The following is a 16,129-nucleotide window of genomic DNA, read 5'->3' as shown; positions in this document are numbered from 1 at the left end:
GCGGACATGTCGGGCACGCGCTTCAGCGGCGTGAGCCTCATCCGGGCGCAGATTCTGTACTCCGCGCTCCATCAGGTGGTGATGCGCGGCGTGGAGATCGTCGACACCACCATCGACGGCGAGATCCACCACCTCGTCATCAACGGCGTGGACGTCACGCCCGGCCCTCGCTGGAGGAGGCGCTCACCCTGCGCCATGCCGCGATGGGCCTCGTACGGCGGGCCGTCGAGGGCGAGACGTTCCCCGTCCGGGAGCGCCTGCTCGGCGTGCTCAACGAGGAGTGGCACCACCGGCTGTACGCCGAGCGCGACCTCGCCGTACTCGAAGCACGGGCCTGACCGCGGAGTTCACGTCCGGACAGGGGGACCCAGCACTGGTCACCGTTCGTCGCCCGGCCGGTACACGCCGAACACCGCCTGCTGCGGGTCCCGCAGCACCGCGATCCGCGGTCCGTCCGGAACGGCGGTGGGCGCCATGAGGACGGTGCCGCCCGCCCCGGTCGCCGTGGCCGCGGTGGCGTCCACGTCGGACACCGCGAAGTACGGCAGCCAGTGCGGCGGTACCTCGGGCGGGAACTTGTCGTCCATCCGCACCATCCCGCCGAAGTCCGCGCCGTCGATGCCCCACTGCGTGTAGTGCTCCGAGGCGTTGACGCTCCAGCGGAACACCGTGGTGTAGAAGCTCAGGCACCGCTCGGGCGCACGGGTCAGCAGCTCCACCCAGCCCAGGGAGCCGGGCGCGTTGAACAGCCCGGCGCCCGGGAAGGTCCGCGCCTGCCACATCTGGAAGGCCGCACCCGCCGGATCGAGCGCCACGGTGAAACGGCCCACGTCGAGCACGTCCATCGGGCCGAGCAGGACCGTCCCGCCGGCCGCCGTCACCTGCTCGGCGGCGGTGTCCGCGTCGGCCACCGCGAACGACACGTTCCACGCGACGCGCTGCGACTCCTGGAAGAGCGGGGTCAGCGCGGCGACCGCCGCGTCCCCGAGGTGCGCGACCGTGTAGCCGCCCGCCTCCTGACGCGGGTCCGTCTCGTGGCGCCAGCCGAACAGCTCCGTGTAGAATCGCCTGGCCGCCGCCATGTCACTGGTCCCCAGCTCGGTCCAGCAGGGCCCGCCGGTCACCGGCTTGTCGAGCTTCATGAGGTTCCTCCGGAGGGAATGCGAACGAGCCCCCTCCAGCACGCTGGTCCCGGGCCCGGACCGTGGCCATCCGGCGAAAACCCCCTCGCACACGGCGCTGCCAGGGACGTACCCTCCACCCATACCGCACCGATTGGCGGCCTCCAGCCCACGTATCCGCGTCCGCTCCGGAGGTTTCGCATGTCCGCACTCACGGTGCGCCCCTTTCGCCGCGACGACCGCGACCAGCTCACCGATCTGGTCAACGCGCACATCGCCGCCGTCGTCCCCGGCATCTCCGTCTCGGTGAACACCGTCCTCAGCGATCTGGAGCGCCGGCCCGGCGAGTTCATCACCGGCCCATGGGTGGCCGAGCGCGTGACGCTCGTCGCCGAGCAGCGCCGGTACGTCGTGGCCGCCGCCCATCTGCTGCGCTACCGCCACGGCGACGAGGTCGGTGAGAACTTCCGGGACGCCGGCGAGATCGGCTGGTTCGTCTGCCGTCCGCCGGCGTCCCTCTGGCCCGGCTCAGAGGCCGCCGCCGACCAGCTGATGGCCGCTTGCCTGGCCCAGTTCGCCCGCTGGAACGTACGCGTCCGGTACGCCGACGGCGCCGTGCCGGCCCCGGTCGTATACGGCCTGCCGCGCAACTGGCCGCACATCCGCGCCCTCTACGAACGCGCCGGCTTCCGGCACGTCGGCGACACGGAAGTCATCCTGCTCGCACGGGTGGCCGACCTGCCGGTGCCCGAACCCCGGCCGGGCACGACGACCGAGCGCACGCTGGGGGAGTGCGGCACCCGCTTCACGGCCTACGCCGGCACCCGCGCCCTCGGCTTCATCGAGATCGATACCTCCCTGGCCCGCCCCGAGCGCCACGCACGCGCAGCCGGCCTCGCCGACATCGGCAACCTGCACGCCGACCCGGCCCGGTACGGCGAGGGCCTGGCGCAACGGCTGCTCGGCGAGGCCGCCGGGTGGCTGCGCCTGTGCGGAGTGGACCGCCTCCTCGCCTACGAGCAGTCCGGTGACAAGGCGGCGATCGACCTGCTGCTGGGCGCCGGCTTTCGCGAACTCACCCGCACGGACCGCCGCTGGGAGCACCGCCCGGACTGACCTCAGATCCCCGGCCGGTACCGGATCGGATGGTCCGCCGGCACCTCGACCAGCACGATCCGCGTCCCGTCCGGGTCCGCGATCCACATCTCGACCAGGCCCCACGGCTCCTTCACGGGCGCCCGTACGATCTCGACCCCGGCGGCGCGCAGTTCCTCGTGCGCCGCGGCCACGTCCTCGACCTGCAGCCACAACTGCACGGCCGGGGAGGGCGGGGTCTCGGACCTGCCGGCGACCTCCAGGAAACCGCCGCCCAGGAAGTAGACGGTGCCGCGCTCCGGCCCCGTGCCGAACTCGCGGTAGACGGCGAGGCCGAGCTGTTCACCGTAGAAGCGGCGTGAGCGCCCGGGATCGGTGGGACGGACAAGAGTCCGGCTGCTGAGAACGTGCACCATGCACGGGAGCCTAGTGCCCGGTCAGGGTTACCCTCGTCCGAGTCCCAGCCGCGCCCGGATTTCGGAGTGAAGCCCGTGGAAACCGCCGACACCGACCTGACCTTCCGCGACGCCACCGATGCCGACGTGGACGCCCTGATCGCGCTGATCGAGTCGGCCTACCGAGGGGACTCCAGCCGGGCCGGGTGGACCACCGAGGCGGACATCCTCCAGGGGCAGCGCACGGACCCGGAGGGTGTCCGCGACGTCATCAAGTCGCACGACAGCCGGCTGCTGACGGTCGAACGGGAGGGCGCCGTGGTCGCCTGCTGCCAGCTCGAACACCGCGGTGACCACGCCTACTTCGGAATGTTCGCCGTCAGCCCGCAGCTGCAGGGCGCGGGCCTCGGCAAGGTGATCATCACGGAGGCGGAGCGCGCGGCGCGCGAGACCTGGGGCGTGCGCGAGATGCACATGACCGTGATCTCCGTACGCAACGACCTCATCGCCTGGTACGAACGCCGCGGCTACCGCCGTACGGGCCGGATGACCCCGTTCCCGTACGGCGACGAGCGCTTCGGCGTTCCGCAGCGCGACGACCTGCAGTTCGAGCTGCTGGTCAAGGAGCTGGTGTGACGTTCATGCGGTGAAGCGGGCGGTGCGTTTGATCTCCGGGTAGTCGGTGGTCGCGCCGTCCAGCTGCAGGGCCCGTACGAGCCGCAGGTGGTCCTGGGTGTTCACCACCCAGCCGATGATCCTCAGGTCCGCCTTGCGGGCCCGCTCCACGACCTCCAGTGTGAGGCGGCGGATGTTGAGGCAGACGGTCGCGGCACCGGCCTCCACCGCGCGGTCCACGATGTCGGTGCCGAAGCGGCTGCCGATCAGCGCGGTCCGCACGCCGGGCACCAGCCGGTTGATCTCGGCGATCGCCTCGTCGTGGAACGAGGACACCTCGACCCGGGAGACCAGGTCCCGTTTCAGCATGACCTCGGCCAGCGCCCGGGCCGCCGCGATGTCCTTGATCTCGGCCTGGAGAGGCGACCGTACGGCGTCGAGGACCTCTTCGAAGACCGGGACGTGCTCCCCGCGGCCCGCGTCCAGGGCACGCAGCTCGGAGATGGTCTTCTCGGCGATCGGGCCGGTGCCGTCGGTCGTGCGGTCCACGTCGGTGTCGTGCATGACGACGAGGGCGCCGTCCTTGCTCAGATGCAGATCGAGTTCGATCACGTCGAGCCCGGCCTGCTGGGCGGCGACGAAGGAACGGAGGGTGTTCTCGGGTTCGGTACCCATGACTCCGCGATGACCGATGGTAAGGAAGTTCAAGGTTCAACTCGCTTCCGTCGACGGCGGCTCGGCTCCGCGCGCGACCTGAGCGGACGGTCACGCGGACAGAGCCGCAGCCTAACGGCCCGGCCCGGTGATGAACCCGCGCGTACACGAGGGATCGGGGTGTCGGGACGGGCGGACCTGGCCCGTACCCGTGAGGGCGGTCACCCTGGCGTGGGCGAGTCCTCCCGGGATTGACCCCTGGCTTGTTTCGGCGATCCGGTCCCAGGGTAGCCGCGCGATATCCAAATGCCCGCCGGATCCGTTTCCGGCAGGAAAAAGTTCGGTGACTACCGGGGGTGCGCAGGATAATCTCCCGAGACTCCTCTTGCTGGGAGGAAGCTCGTATGTATACGGTCTCCTTACGCGAGGTTCTCCTGTGGAGGATGGGATATGACGGAAATTCTTGTGCCGACGGCTTCGGGGGACTGGATACCTCCCGTGACCAGGGTGGTGGAGCACCCGGCATGGGCCGTGCTCAAGGATGCCGTGGAGCAGATCCGGCCATGGCAGTCCAAGGACGGGTCGATCGACCTCACGGCAGAGGGCGCTCCCGAGCGCGCGGACGCCGCGGCGGCCGTCGGGCGTGTCGTGGAGGCGGTCGAGGAGCTCTCCCCGCTGCTCCCGCACGACCGCGCCTACCACGAGGCCCTGGCCAAGGACCTGCGCCGGTGGGCCGAGGGCGGCTTCGAGGTGCCCGACTTCCTCGACTCGCTGCTGGCCTTCCAGCCCGCCGCGAACCGCGCTGACGGTCTGCAGCACCTGGTCGTCTTCCCGATGTACACGCAGAACGGCAACCCCGACCGCAACCTCGAAGCGGTCGTCCTGCGCATGGTCTGGCCCCAGTGGCTGGCCGAGCTGGAGCGCAGCCGCTACGACAACCCGCTGTTCTGCGGCATCAAGTTCGAGGACTTCACGGCCGGCTACGACACCAACTCCGCCGTGCTCTTCCCGGAGACCATCGCGGTGCGCGAGGCGCCGGAACGCTTCTCCTGGGGCGGAATCTTCTGCGACCGCGAGGCCGCCCGCTTCCGCCGGGTCACCGAGGCCGCCGTCGGCATCCTGGGCGTCGAGCTGCCCGAGGACGTCGCCGCCATGGTCCACGACCAGAAGCGCTGCGAGGAGGCCTTCGTTCTGTGGGACATGGTCCACGACCGCACGCACAGCCACGGCGACCTGCCCTTCGACCCGTTCATGATCAAGCAGCGCCAGCCGTTCTGGATGTACGGCCTGGAGGAGCTGCGCTGCGACCTCACGGCCTTCAGGGAGGCCGTGAAGCTGGAGGCCGACGGCGTCCCGCAGGCCCGTGACGTGCAGTACGCGGTCCTCTTCGACCGCATGTTCCGCTTCCCGGTCACCGGTGAGCGGGTGCGCAACTACGACGGCCTCGGCGGTCAGCTCCTCTTCGCCTACCTGCACAAGCACGACGTGGTGCGCTGGACGGACAACAAGCTGTTCATCGACTGGCAGCGCGCCCCGCAGGTCACCAACCAGCTGTGCGCCGAGATCGAGAAGCTCTATCGCGACGGCATCGACCGTCCCAAGCTCGTCCACTGGTTCGCCGGGTACGAGCTGGTCTCCGGCTACGTCGCCCCGCATCCCGGCTCGCGCTGGGCCAAGGGTCCGGACGCCCTCGACCTGAGCCAGCCGCCGCGGAGACTCGTCGATGACGTGCTTCCGGACGAGTTTCCGCTGAGCATGTTCTATGAGGCCCTCTCCAAGAAGCTGAAGAACGTGATCGCCTCCACCAAGGGGATCACCGCGGAGGATGCCGAGCGGGTGGCCGCGTGAGCGACCGCACCACCAGGAACACTGCTCAGGAGGCGAAGACCATGGCGGGTAACGGAGCTCTCAGCGGTGCGGTGATCGCGGTCGCCGGCGCGGGCGGACCCGCCGGCCGGGCGACGCTGCTGCGGCTGGCCGAAGCGGGGGCGACCGTCGTCGCCGCCGACAACGACCCCGAGCGGCTCGCGGAGGCGGTGGACGCGGCCCGCTACGCGTCGGGCGGCGCCACCGTCACCGGCGAGCCCGTCGACCTGCTGGACCTGGAGTCCACCCAGGAGTGGGCCACGCACATCGAGAAGGAGTTCGGTCGCGTCGACGGCCTGGTCCACCTCGTGGGCGGCTGGCGCGGCAGCGAGACCTTCATCAAGACGAGCCTGGACGACTGGGACTTCCTGGAGCTGCTGCTCATCCGCACCGTGCAGCACACCTCCCTCGCCTTCTCCGAGGCGCTGCAGCGCAGCGAGCGCGGACGGTACGTGCTGATCAGCGCCGCGGGCGCGACCAAGCCCACCGCGGGCAACGCCGCGTACGCCGCCGCCAAGGCCGCGTCCGAGGCGTGGACCCTGGCCATGGCCGACTACTTCCGCAAGGCCGGGGGCGCCGAGGGGCCGACGTCGGCGGCTGCGATCCTGGTGGTGAAGGCGTTGGTGCACGACGCGATGCGCGCCGATCGCCCCAACGCGAAGTTCGCGGGCTTCACGGACGTCACGGACCTCGCCGAGGCCATCGCCGACGTCTGGAGCAAGTCCGCCGCCGAAGTGAACGGAAAGCGTCTGTGGCTGACCGAGAAGCCGTGAACCCCCCGAAGACCGACGCGCGTCGTCATCACGACCCGGAGGTCCGCGGCTTCGCCAGCGACAACTACGCCGGGGCCCACCCGGAGGTGCTCGCCGCCCTGGCCCTGGCCAACGGCGGGCACCAGGTCGCGTATGGCGAGGACGACTACACCGAGAACCTCCAGAGCATCGTCCGCAGCCACTTCGGCTCCACGGCGGAGGCCTTCCCGGTCTTCAACGGCACCGGTGCGAACGTCGTCGCGCTCCAGGCGGTCACCGACCGCTGGGGCGCGGTGATCTGCGCCGAGAGCGCGCACATCAACGTCGACGAGGGCGGCGCCCCCGAGCGCATGGGCGGCCTGAAGCTGCTCACCGTGCCCACGCCCGACGGCAAGCTCACCCCCGAGCTGATCGACCGGCAGGCGTACGGATGGGACGACGAGCACCGTGCGATGCCGCAGGTCGTCTCGATCACCCAGAGCACGGAGCTGGGCACGCTCTACACGCCGGACGAGATCCGTGCGATCTGCGACCACGCCCATGCGCACGGCATGAAGGTGCACCTGGACGGCTCCCGCATAGCCAACGCGGCAGCCTCGCTGAACGTCCCGATGCGGACGTTCACCAACGCGGCCGGCGTCGACATCCTCTCCCTGGGCGGGACGAAGAACGGTGCACTGTTCGGCGAGGCCGTGGTCGTCATCGACCAGGACGCCGTCAGCCATATGAAGCACCTGCGCAAGCTGTCCATGCAGCTCGCCTCCAAGATGCGTTTCGTCTCGGTGCAGTTGGAGGCTTTGCTCGCCAAGGACCTGTGGCTGCGCAACGCCCGCCACGCCAACGAGATGGCCCAGCGGCTGGCCGAGGGCGTGCGCGCCGTGCACGGGGTGGAGATCCTCTATCCGGTGCAGGCCAACGGGGTGTTCGCCAAGCTCCCGCACGACGTGAGCGAGCGTCTGCAGAAGCGGTTCCGGTTCTACTTCTGGGACGAGGCCGAGGGAGTCGTGCGCTGGATGTGCACCTTCGACACGACCGAGGAGGACGTGGACTCGTTCGTCGCGGCGCTGAAGGAAGAGATGGCGCGATAACCACCGTCCTTGATAATGCATAGGTATGCGATCACGTGAAAAGTCATTGACTGTCGGGCGATCGCATTCCTATGCTCTGCGGGCATGGAGCTGATCCAGAACACCCCTGACCTGTCCGCATACTTGGCCGCCGACGAGGTCATCGATCATGGCCACCCGCTGGTCCGGGAGACGGCTTCGCGTCTCGCCAAGAAGGCGATGGACTCGTATGCCTATGCGCGCTTGGCCTTCGAGTTCGTGCGGGACACGATCCCGCACTCACAGGATTCCGGTGACCCGCGCGTCACCTGGCGCGCCTCCGACGTTCTGGAGCAGGGCACGGGCATCTGCTACGCCAAGGCGCACGCGCTGGCGGCCCTGCTGCGGGCCGAGGGCATCCCGACCGCGCTCTGCTATCAGCGGTTCGACGTGGTGCACGGCTTGGTCGCAGTGCGGTTCAACGGCGCCTGGCATCGGCAGGACCCGCGCGGAAACAAGCCGGGTGTGGACGCCCAGTTCTCCCTCAAGGGCGAGCGGCTGGCCTTCACGCCCGACCTGGAGTCCAATGAGCTGGACTATCCAGTCCTGTACGCTGAACCACACCCGACCGTGCTGAGCGTTCTCCGAGCCGCCCCCGACCGGTCGTATCTCTGGAAGACCCTCCCCACCGCACTCTGAGGCAAGCCGATGACTCTCTCCCTGACCGTGTCCGACGAGGTGCGCGCCCTCGCGCCCGGCTTCACCCACCTGGCGATCGAGGCGCACGGCCTGGTCAACGGCCCCAGTACGGAAGCCGGTTCGGCCCTGCTCGACGACGCGGCCCGCCGTCTCGCCGCACGCCTTGACGGGCGTGCCCCGCACGAGGACCCGTACATGGCGGCCTGGCGCGAGGTCTACACGGCGTTCGGCTCCAAGCCCTCGCGCACCCGCAACTCGGCCGAGGCGCTGGCCAAGAGGGCGCTGACGGACGGCGGCCTGCCCCGCATCAACCTGCTCGTCGACCTCTACAACGCCATCAGCGTCGCCCACCTGATCCCCGTCGGGGGCGAGGACATCGACCGCATCCACGGAGGCATGCAGCTCGTACGGGCCGTCGGCGACGAGGACTTCGTGACCGTGGCCGGTGGGGAGCAGGCCGTCGAACACCCCGACGCCGGCGAGGTGATCTGGCGTGACGACGCGGGAGTGACCTGCCGACGCTGGAACTGGCGCCAGGGCCCTCGCACCCGCCTCACCGAGGAGACCGTCTCGGGTATCTTCCTGCTGGAGGGCCTGGCCCCGATGCCCGTCGCCGAGGTGGAGCAGGCGGGGGCCGAACTCGCCGAGCTGCTGGAGAAGTTCAGCCCCGGGGCACAGATCACCGTCCACGCCCCGGAGTGACGATTCAGCGAGCTTCGGCCGCCTTCACCTCTTCGGGGGTCGGCGCGGTGCCACCGAGATGGGCGGGCATCCACCAGGTGTCGTCCGGGTCCTTGGGGCGTACGGGGTAGGCGCGCTGGGCTGCCTCCAGGAGCTCCTGGACGCGCTCGCGCAGGCGCCGCGTGATGGCGCCCGCGTACTGGTCCTGGGGTGCTTCGACCGGCTCGCCGACCCGAATGGTGATCGGCGTGTGGCTGCGCCTGAAGTTGCGCGGGTGGCCCTTGGTCCAAAGGCGCTGAGTACCCCACAGAGCGATCGGGATGAGCGGGACGCCGGCCTCCTGGGCCATGCGCGCGGCACCCGACTTGAAGCTCTTCAGGGTGAAGGACTGCGAGATGGTCGCCTCGGGGAAGACGCCGACGATCTCGCCGGAACGCAGCGACTGCAGCGCGTGCTGGTACGCCGTCTCACCCTGCTTGCGGTCCACCGGGATGTGCTTCATCCCGCGCATCAGCGGACCGGAGATCTTGTGCCGGAACACCGACTCCTTCGCCATGAAGCGCACCAGACGCTTCTGCGGCAGGGCGGCCATACCGTCGAAGATGAAGTCCAGGTAGCTGATGTGATTGCTCACCAGCACGGCGCCGCCCGAGCGCGGAATGTTCTCCGACCCCTTGCAGTCGATCTTGAGGTCCCAGGCCTTGAACAGCGTTTGGGCGAGACCCACGACGGGACGGTAGACAAGCTCAGCCATGGACGGGGTGGACCCTTCTCTCTGCCCGGATGGGTTCTCCCGGCGGGAAGTTACGCAGCCGTAGGTTTACGGCATTGCGCAGATCGTGCCCCAAGAACGAACGGGTGGCCAGCCCTGGTGCCGCAGAACGGCGAGATCCTCGTCACGTCATTCATCAGTTCGACCTCGGACCTTTTCTCCCCCTTTACTCCGTACGGACGGTCACGCGGCGCACGACCAGGTACATCTCGCATCCGAGGCAGTACCCGAACGCGGCATTGAGGAACGCGGCGGCGAGCGCGGCCCCGGTCGCGGCGAGTGCCAGCCAGCTCGGCCCCAGTGCGTAACCGACCAGCCCGACGCCCGCGAAGAGCAGGCCCACCGCCTGTGCGAACCGCGGCGGCTGGGGCGACTCGAACTCGGTCGGCGGCCCGATCCGGGGCCGCACGGCCTTGCGGAACAGCCAGCCGTACGGAGAACGGCCCACCCCGCCCGCCGCGCCGAGCGCGAACGCCAGCGTCTGCCAGGCCAGCAGCCAGCCGCTCCCGGTGATCAACACGACCGCGAGGACGACGGTCGTCACGGCAGCCCCGAAGCGGGGCCCCCTCACATCGATGTCCATGAACCAAGCATTCCGCAACGGAGACGATCTGGGGCGCCGGGAATCTTTGCAGTCTCGTGAATGCTTGTGCAGGTGATGAACGGAGTCGTGGTGTGCGCGGTGGTGCTCGTGGTGGCGAGCGCCTATGGAATGCTGCATCGGCAGCGAAGCGGGAGGGTGCGCGTGCGTGGGCGAGACGGCGGAAAGCGGCTGGGGGCGGCCGAGTTGGGGCAGGAACTGGGGGAGCGCGCCACGCTCGTGCAGTTCTCCAGCGCCTTCTGTGCGCCCTGCAGGGCTACCCGGCGCCTCCTCGGCGAGGTGGCCGCAATGGTCCCGGGCGTGAGCCACGTCGAGATCGACGCGGAGGACCACCTGGACCTCGTGCGCGAACTCGACATCCTCAAGACCCCGACGGTGCTGGTCCTCGACGCAGACGGCCGGGTCGTGCGACGCGCCACCGGCCAGCCGCGCAAGGCCGACGTCATCGCGGCGCTGGGCGAGGCGGTTTGACAGCTGTGAGCGCAGGGTGAGGCATCTCCCATATGCCGGAACGTACTTGACTGTGCGCACCACCTATCGTCAACCTGACCGTATGCCACCGGAACTCCTTCTCTTCGGGCGGGTCCACGTCGACCTCGCCCGCACCGCGAGTGCGCGCTGTCCGAGCTGTTGAGCAGCCACGACTCCGCTCGCCCCTCCTCGCAGAAGGACAATTCCATGACGGCCACGTCCGGCCTCGGCACTCGTACCTCCCAGCTCGCCTCTCCCGACCTGCTGCGCTCCGTCTTCCGCCGGCACGCCGCGGGAGTCGCCGTGATCACCGCACAAGGCGACGCCGGTCCGGTCGGCTTCACCGCCACCTCCCTCACCTCGGTCTCCGCCGAACCCCCGCTGCTCTCCTTCGGCATCAGCACGGGAGCCTCCAGCTGGCCGGCGATATCGGTGACCGACCACATCGGCGTCCACATACTCGGCGACCATCAGCAGGACTTGGCTGCCACCTTCGCCAGGAGCGGCGCGGACCGGTTCGGCGCGCCCACCGCCTGGCGCGAGGGTCCCGAAGGCGTGCCTGTCCTCGACGACGTGCTGGCCTGGCTGGTCTGCCGGGTCGTCGGCCGCGTCCCCGCAGCCGACCACCGCATCGTGCTCGCCGAGGTCGTGCTCGGCGACCCCACGGGCCGCGGCCGCCCGCTCGTCTACCACCAGGGGCGGTTCAACGGACTGCGTGACTGACCGTCGGCCGGTTCCTTCTGCGAAGCGGTCGAGTTCCGATTACGCTGCGTTGCAAAGGTCACAGTTCAAAGCGCTTGCTTAGCGGGAACGAACTGGGTGTACTGGCGAGTAATATTTCGCTCGGGGCGTGGGTCGCCCCGAGCGGGATCGGCCGCTTGAGGCGCCTATGCTGCCTGAAAGTAGGCAGCACCGAAATGACGATTGCAGTAGGAGAGCCGGCGTGAGCTTGAGGATCGTTGTCACTGTGAAGTACGTGCCCGACGCCACTGGCGACCGGCACTTCGCCGATGACCTGACCGTCGACCGGGACGACGTGGACGGTCTGCTCTCCGAGCTGGACGAGTACGCGGTCGAGCAGGCGCTGCAGATCTCCGAGAACTCCGACGACGACGTGGAGATCACCGTGTTGACGGTGGGTCCTGAGGACGCCAAGGACGCGCTGCGCAAGGCGCTGTCGATGGGCGCGGACAAGGCGATCCACGTCGAGGACGAGGACCTGCACGGCAGCGACGCGATCGCTACGTCGCTGGTGCTGGCGAAGGCGATCGAGAAGGCCGGCTTCGACCTGGTGGTCTCGGGCATGGCCTCCACCGACGGCACGGCGGGCATCGTGCCCGCGCTGGTCGCCGAGCGGCTGGGTGTGCCGCAGGTGACGCTGCTGTCCGAGGTCTCGGTGCAGGACGGCGCGGTGACGGGCCGCCGGGACGGCGACGCGGCGTCCGAGCAGCTGGAGGCCTCGCTTCCGGCGGTGGTGTCGGTGACCGACCAGTCGGGTGAGGCCCGCTACCCGTCGTTCAAGGGGATCATGGCGGCGAAGAAGAAGCCGGTTCAGGCCTGGGACCTCTCCGACCTGGACATCGACGCCGGCGAGGTCGGTCTGACGGGTGCCTGGACGAAGGTCGAGACCGCCACCGAGCGTCCGGCCCGTACCGCGGGCACGATCGTCAAGGACGAGGGCGAGGGCGGCAAGCAGCTCGCCGAGTTCCTCGCGAGCCAGAAGTTCATCTAAGGGCCCTGGCGGCCCCTCCAAGGGCCTTGGTGGCCCCCTTCCTTGGGGGCTCGCCTCCCTTACCGTCCCTCGCCCCTCAGCTTCGCAATTTCCGCAGGAGAGCAATCCCATGGCTGAAGTTCTTGTCTACGTCGACCACGTGGACGGTGCCGTCCGCAAGCCCACCCTGGAGCTGCTGACCCTGGCCCGCCGCATCGGTGAGCCCGTCGCCGTCGCGCTGGGCAGCGGTGCCGCCGGCACCGCCGCCGTGCTCGCCGAGCACGGCGCGGTCCGGGTCCTGACCCACGAGGCGTCGGAGTACGCCGACTACCTGGTGGTGCCGAAGGTCGACGCGCTGCAGGCCGCCGTCGGCGCGGTGTCGCCGGCCGCGGTGCTGGTGCCGTCCTCCGCCGAGGGCAAGGAGATCGCCGCCCGTCTGGCGCTGCGGATCGGCTCCGGCATCATCACCGACGCCACCGACCTGGAAGCCGGCGACGAGGGTCCGGTCGCCACCCAGTCGGTGTTCGCCGCCTCCTTCACCACCAAGTCCCGTATCGCCAAGGGCATCCCGGTCATCACCGTCAAGCCCAACTCGGCCGCGGTCGAGGCCGCCCCGGCCGCCGGCACGGTCGAGGCCCTCGCGGTGTCCTTCTCCGAGAAGGCGGCCGGCACGAAGGTCACCGGGCGTACGCCGCGTGAGTCGACCGGGCGTCCGGAGCTGACCGAGGCCGCGATCGTGGTCTCCGGCGGCCGCGGCGTCAACGGCGCCGAGAACTTCGCAGTCATCGAGGCCCTCGCCGACTCCCTGGGTGCGGCCGTGGGTGCCTCGCGTGCCGCGGTGGACGCGGGCTGGTACCCGCACACCAACCAGGTCGGCCAGACCGGCAAGTCCGTCTCCCCGCAGCTGTACATCGCCAACGGCATCTCCGGCGCCATCCAGCACCGGGCCGGCATGCAGACCTCGAAGACGATCGTGGCGGTCAACAAGGACGCCGAGGCCCCGATCTTCGACCTCGTCGACTACGGCGTCGTCGGCGACCTCTTCGACGTCGTCCCCGCCCTCACCGAGGAGATCAAGACCCGCAAGGGCTGATCTCCCGACGCCTGTCCGAGGCCCCCGCGACCGCACGAACGGCCGTGGGGGCCTCGGCTCATTCCAGGCCGATCGACGCCTGCACCGGCAGATGGTCGCTCGGGAACTGGCCGTCCGCGGAGAAGGTGTTGACCGACGCCCGGTGCGTCGTCACCCCCGGCGTGGTCAGGATCCAGTCGATGCGGTCGCCGTCCGGCGTGAGTCCCCGGTAGCCGTGGAAGGTCCCGTACAGGGGACTGCGCCGCGCCGCCGCGTCCCAGGTGTCGACGAGGCCGCCCGAACCCACGAGCGTGTCGTAGACCGGGTTTTTGTGCGCGGCGACGTTGAAGTCGCCGGTCACCACGACCGGCAGCGAGCGGTCGAGCTGCGCGATCCGTTGCGTCATCAGGGAGGCGCTGCGCTCGCGCGCGTACTGGCTCGCGTGGTCGAAGTGGGTGTTGAGGACGTACAACTCCCGTCCGCCGTCGGCCAGATCGCGGAAGCGGACCCAGGTGACGATGCGGGGGAAGGCGGCGCCCCAGGTGTTCGAACGGATGACTTCCGGGGTGTCGGAGAGCCAGAAGGTGTAGTGCTCGACGGGGGCCAGGCGCCCGGTGTCGTAGAAGATCGCCGTGGACTCGTCGCGGCTGCCGCCCTCGCGCCCCGTGCCGATCCAGTCGTAGTCCGGTCCGAGGTCGGAGTCGATGTCGCGCAGCTGCTGGTAGAGGCCCTCCTGGGTGCCGATGACCTGAGGGTGCGCGCGACGCAGCAGTGCGCGCATCACCGGTCTGCGGGCGCTCCAGCTGTTGGGGTCGGTGGTGCTCGCGAAACGCAGGTTGAAGGTCATGACGTCGAGACGGGGTACCCGGCGCGCCTGCCCAGGGACGGACGGGGCGGGCGAGGCCGACCTCGACGAGGCGGACGAGGCGGAGATCGCGGCGCTGGAGAGGGGCACGGTGACGGCAGCGGCCAACAGAGCCTTCATACCCAGACGGCGGGCGACTCGGCGGTGGTACGGCACGGGGGCTCCTTCGGTGGCGACGGCCGGACGAGTCGTGCGTGAGGCGAGTCGTGCGTGAGGTGGGGCATGGGTAGGGAAGGGTCATACCCCGCTGTGAGATGGGCGTGAACACGCCCAGATCACGGCGTTGCTCCCCGTGGACATGGTGTTGACCATCCGGAAGGTCCACCGATAACTTCATTCTGCGGATTGTTGATTCCGTACTGCGGAAAACAGGAGGATGGGATGGGTCAGGGTCAGCAGGAGAAGGTGGCGACGAGCCTCGCGGGTGCGATCAGCGAGGACATCAGCGCCTCCCTCGCCCCGGTCGACGCCGAGTTGGAGCGCCGCTACCCCGGGGACCCCGGCACCCGTCAGCCCGTGCACACCGTCTACGTCCCCGGTGACGTCTTCGCCGCCGACACCGTCCGCTCCTGGGGCGACCGGGCACTCGCGGCCCTCGACGCACACGCCCCGGACGCCGCCTCCTTCGCCGCCGTCCTCGGTCTGTCCGCGGAACTCGCCGAACCCGTCTACGCGCGCGTGCGCGCCAAGCTGGAGCGCGAGCCCATCGAGGACCTGCGCGTCGACTTCGAGGACGGCTACGGCCCCCGCCCGGACGCCGAGGAGGACGAGGCGGCGGCCCGCGCCGCCCGGCTGATCGCGGAGGCGTACGAGAAGGGCACGGCGGCCCCGTACATGGGCATCCGCATGAAGTGCATGGAGGCACCGGTGCGCGACCGGGGCATCCGTACCCTCGACATCTTCCTCAGCGGCCTGATGGAGGCCGGCGGCCTGCCCGGCGGGCTGGTCCTGACGCTGCCCAAAGTGACCTACCCGGAGCAGGTCACCGCCATGGTTCGGCTGCTGGAGGAGTTCGAGAAGGCACGCGGGCTCGAAGCCGGCCGGATCGGCTTCGAGATCCAGATCGAGACCAGCCAGTCCATCCTCGCCACCGACGGCACCGCCACCGTCGCCCGGATGATCCAGGCCGCCGAGGGGCGCGCCACCGGACTGCACTACGGCACCTTCGACTACAGCGCCTGCCTCGGCGTCTCGGCCGCCTACCAGGCCAGCGACCACCCGGCCGCCGACCACGCCAAGGCGATCATGCAGGTCGCGGCGGCGGGTACGGGGGTGCGGGTGTCGGACGGTTCGACCAATGTGCTGCCGATCGGCCCGGCCGAGAAGGTGCACGACGCGTGGCGTCTGCACTACGGCCTGACCCGCCGTGCCCTGGCCCGCGCCTACTACCAGGGCTGGGACATGCACCCCGGTCACATCCCCACCCGTTACGCGGCCGTCTTCGCCTTCTACCGCGAGGGTTTCGAGCAGGCCGCCGCACGGCTCGCCCGGTACGCGGGCCGGGTCGGCGGCGACGTCATGGACGAGCCCGCCACCGCCAAGGCCCTCGGCGGCTACCTGCTGCGCGGCCTGGACTGCGGCGCGCTGGACATCGCCGAGGTCGCCCGGGTGACCGGTCTGACCCGGGCCGACCTGGAGGGCTTCGCGGCACCCCGGCGCGGCGACCTCACCGTCTCCGGCACGTAGCGGGCCTGTCACAGCCGTCACCGGCGG

The 16,129-nt window shown here is 69.9% G+C and carries 20 protein-coding genes; 13 read left to right on the top strand and 7 right to left on the bottom strand.

From position 1 onward, the window contains the following. Positions 1-71: 71 nt before the first annotated feature. Positions 72-197, bottom strand: a complete 126-nt coding sequence (locus tag OOK07_RS03945) for a hypothetical protein (RefSeq protein ID WP_266794998.1) — start codon at positions 195-197, stop codon at positions 72-74. A gap of 6 nt (positions 198-203) precedes the next feature. On the opposite strand from OOK07_RS03945, the gene OOK07_RS03940 reads away from it, so the two are divergent. Next, entirely contained in the window at positions 204-338 is a 135-nt protein-coding gene (locus tag OOK07_RS03940) for a hypothetical protein (RefSeq protein ID WP_266794997.1), read from the top strand. Between the two features lie 39 nt (positions 339-377). Here OOK07_RS03940 and OOK07_RS03935 read toward each other — a convergent pair whose 3' ends face one another. Next, complete coding sequence (locus tag OOK07_RS03935; RefSeq protein ID WP_266676941.1) at positions 378-1,142, bottom strand: VOC family protein; 765 nt, start codon at positions 1,140-1,142, stop codon at positions 378-380. Positions 1,143-1,322: 180 nt separating this feature from the next. Here OOK07_RS03935 and OOK07_RS03930 point away from each other — a divergent pair, with 180 nt between their 5' ends. Next, positions 1,323-2,237, top strand: coding sequence for a GNAT family protein (locus tag OOK07_RS03930; protein ID WP_266794995.1), 915 nt, complete (start codon positions 1,323-1,325; stop codon positions 2,235-2,237). Between the two features lie 2 nt (positions 2,238-2,239). Here the strand turns inward: OOK07_RS03930 and OOK07_RS03925 are convergent, their stop codons facing one another. Then, positions 2,240-2,632, bottom strand: a complete 393-nt coding sequence (locus OOK07_RS03925; RefSeq protein ID WP_266676939.1) for a VOC family protein — start codon at positions 2,630-2,632, stop codon at positions 2,240-2,242. A 75-nt stretch (positions 2,633-2,707) separates the two neighbouring features. On the opposite strand from OOK07_RS03925, the gene OOK07_RS03920 reads away from it, so the two are divergent. Continuing rightward, on the top strand, positions 2,708-3,247 hold the full coding sequence (locus OOK07_RS03920) for a GNAT family N-acetyltransferase (protein ID WP_266794993.1): 540 nt from the start codon (positions 2,708-2,710) through the stop codon (positions 3,245-3,247). Between the two features lie 3 nt (positions 3,248-3,250). Here OOK07_RS03920 and OOK07_RS03915 read toward each other — a convergent pair whose 3' ends face one another. Then, a complete protein-coding gene (locus OOK07_RS03915; RefSeq protein WP_266676937.1) occupies positions 3,251-3,934 on the bottom strand; it encodes a glycerophosphodiester phosphodiesterase in 684 nt (227 codons plus the stop codon). 396 nt (positions 3,935-4,330) lie between these two features. On the opposite strand from OOK07_RS03915, the gene OOK07_RS03910 reads away from it, so the two are divergent. From OOK07_RS03910 to OOK07_RS03890, 5 genes are all read left to right on the top strand, one after another. After that, a complete protein-coding gene (locus OOK07_RS03910; protein ID WP_266676936.1) occupies positions 4,331-5,728 on the top strand; it encodes a DUF6421 family protein in 1,398 nt (465 codons plus the stop codon). 41 nt (positions 5,729-5,769) lie between these two features. Beyond that, positions 5,770-6,519: an SDR family NAD(P)-dependent oxidoreductase gene (locus OOK07_RS03905; protein ID WP_266683316.1), complete on the top strand. Its 750-nt coding sequence runs from the start codon at positions 5,770-5,772 to the stop codon at positions 6,517-6,519. Beyond that, a complete protein-coding gene (locus OOK07_RS03900) occupies positions 6,516-7,586 on the top strand; it encodes a threonine aldolase family protein (protein ID WP_266683315.1) in 1,071 nt (356 codons plus the stop codon). The genes OOK07_RS03905 and OOK07_RS03900 overlap by 4 nt, the downstream gene beginning before the upstream one ends. Positions 7,587-7,670: 84 nt before the next feature. Next, the gene (locus tag OOK07_RS03895; RefSeq protein WP_266794992.1) at positions 7,671-8,243 is read left to right on the top strand and encodes a transglutaminase domain-containing protein; all 573 of its coding nucleotides are present in this window, start codon (positions 7,671-7,673) and stop codon (positions 8,241-8,243) included. Between the two features lie 9 nt (positions 8,244-8,252). Then, the gene (locus tag OOK07_RS03890) at positions 8,253-8,945 is read left to right on the top strand and encodes a B3/B4 domain-containing protein (protein WP_266794990.1); all 693 of its coding nucleotides are present in this window, start codon (positions 8,253-8,255) and stop codon (positions 8,943-8,945) included. A 4-nt stretch (positions 8,946-8,949) separates the two neighbouring features. Here OOK07_RS03890 and OOK07_RS03885 read toward each other — a convergent pair whose 3' ends face one another. Further along, complete coding sequence (locus OOK07_RS03885) at positions 8,950-9,678, bottom strand: lysophospholipid acyltransferase family protein (RefSeq protein ID WP_266676933.1); 729 nt, start codon at positions 9,676-9,678, stop codon at positions 8,950-8,952. Positions 9,679-9,862: 184 nt separating this feature from the next. Further along, positions 9,863-10,279, bottom strand: a complete 417-nt coding sequence (locus tag OOK07_RS03880; RefSeq protein ID WP_266676932.1) for a DUF4395 domain-containing protein — start codon at positions 10,277-10,279, stop codon at positions 9,863-9,865. 75 nt (positions 10,280-10,354) lie between these two features. Between OOK07_RS03880 and OOK07_RS03875 the strand changes: the two genes are divergently transcribed. From OOK07_RS03875 to OOK07_RS03860, 4 genes are all read left to right on the top strand, one after another. Beyond that, complete coding sequence (locus tag OOK07_RS03875) at positions 10,355-10,768, top strand: TlpA family protein disulfide reductase (protein ID WP_266683313.1); 414 nt, start codon at positions 10,355-10,357, stop codon at positions 10,766-10,768. Between the two features lie 207 nt (positions 10,769-10,975). After that, on the top strand, positions 10,976-11,491 hold the full coding sequence (locus OOK07_RS03870) for a flavin reductase family protein (protein WP_266794988.1): 516 nt from the start codon (positions 10,976-10,978) through the stop codon (positions 11,489-11,491). A 220-nt stretch (positions 11,492-11,711) separates the two neighbouring features. Beyond that, complete coding sequence (locus tag OOK07_RS03865) at positions 11,712-12,500, top strand: electron transfer flavoprotein subunit beta/FixA family protein (RefSeq protein ID WP_266794986.1); 789 nt, start codon at positions 11,712-11,714, stop codon at positions 12,498-12,500. A gap of 109 nt (positions 12,501-12,609) precedes the next feature. Further along, positions 12,610-13,572: an electron transfer flavoprotein subunit alpha/FixB family protein gene (locus tag OOK07_RS03860; protein WP_266676929.1), complete on the top strand. Its 963-nt coding sequence runs from the start codon at positions 12,610-12,612 to the stop codon at positions 13,570-13,572. A 58-nt stretch (positions 13,573-13,630) separates the two neighbouring features. Here OOK07_RS03860 and OOK07_RS03855 read toward each other — a convergent pair whose 3' ends face one another. Continuing rightward, positions 13,631-14,572 (bottom strand): endonuclease/exonuclease/phosphatase family protein, encoded by a 942-nt coding sequence (locus OOK07_RS03855; RefSeq protein ID WP_266794984.1) that lies wholly within the window; start codon positions 14,570-14,572, stop codon positions 13,631-13,633. 225 nt (positions 14,573-14,797) lie between these two features. On the opposite strand from OOK07_RS03855, the gene OOK07_RS03850 reads away from it, so the two are divergent. Then, positions 14,798-16,102 carry a DUF6986 family protein gene (locus OOK07_RS03850; RefSeq protein ID WP_266676927.1) on the top strand — a complete coding sequence of 435 codons (1,305 nt, stop codon included), beginning with the start codon at positions 14,798-14,800 and terminating at the stop codon, positions 16,100-16,102. Positions 16,103-16,129 lie beyond the last annotated feature (27 nt).

It is taken from the genome of Streptomyces sp. NBC_00078, from assembly GCF_026343335.1.
Taxonomy (GTDB): domain Bacteria; phylum Actinomycetota; class Actinomycetes; order Streptomycetales; family Streptomycetaceae; genus Streptomyces.
Note: the sequence above shows the minus strand (reverse complement) of the source record. Positions and strands in the feature narration are given on the sequence as shown.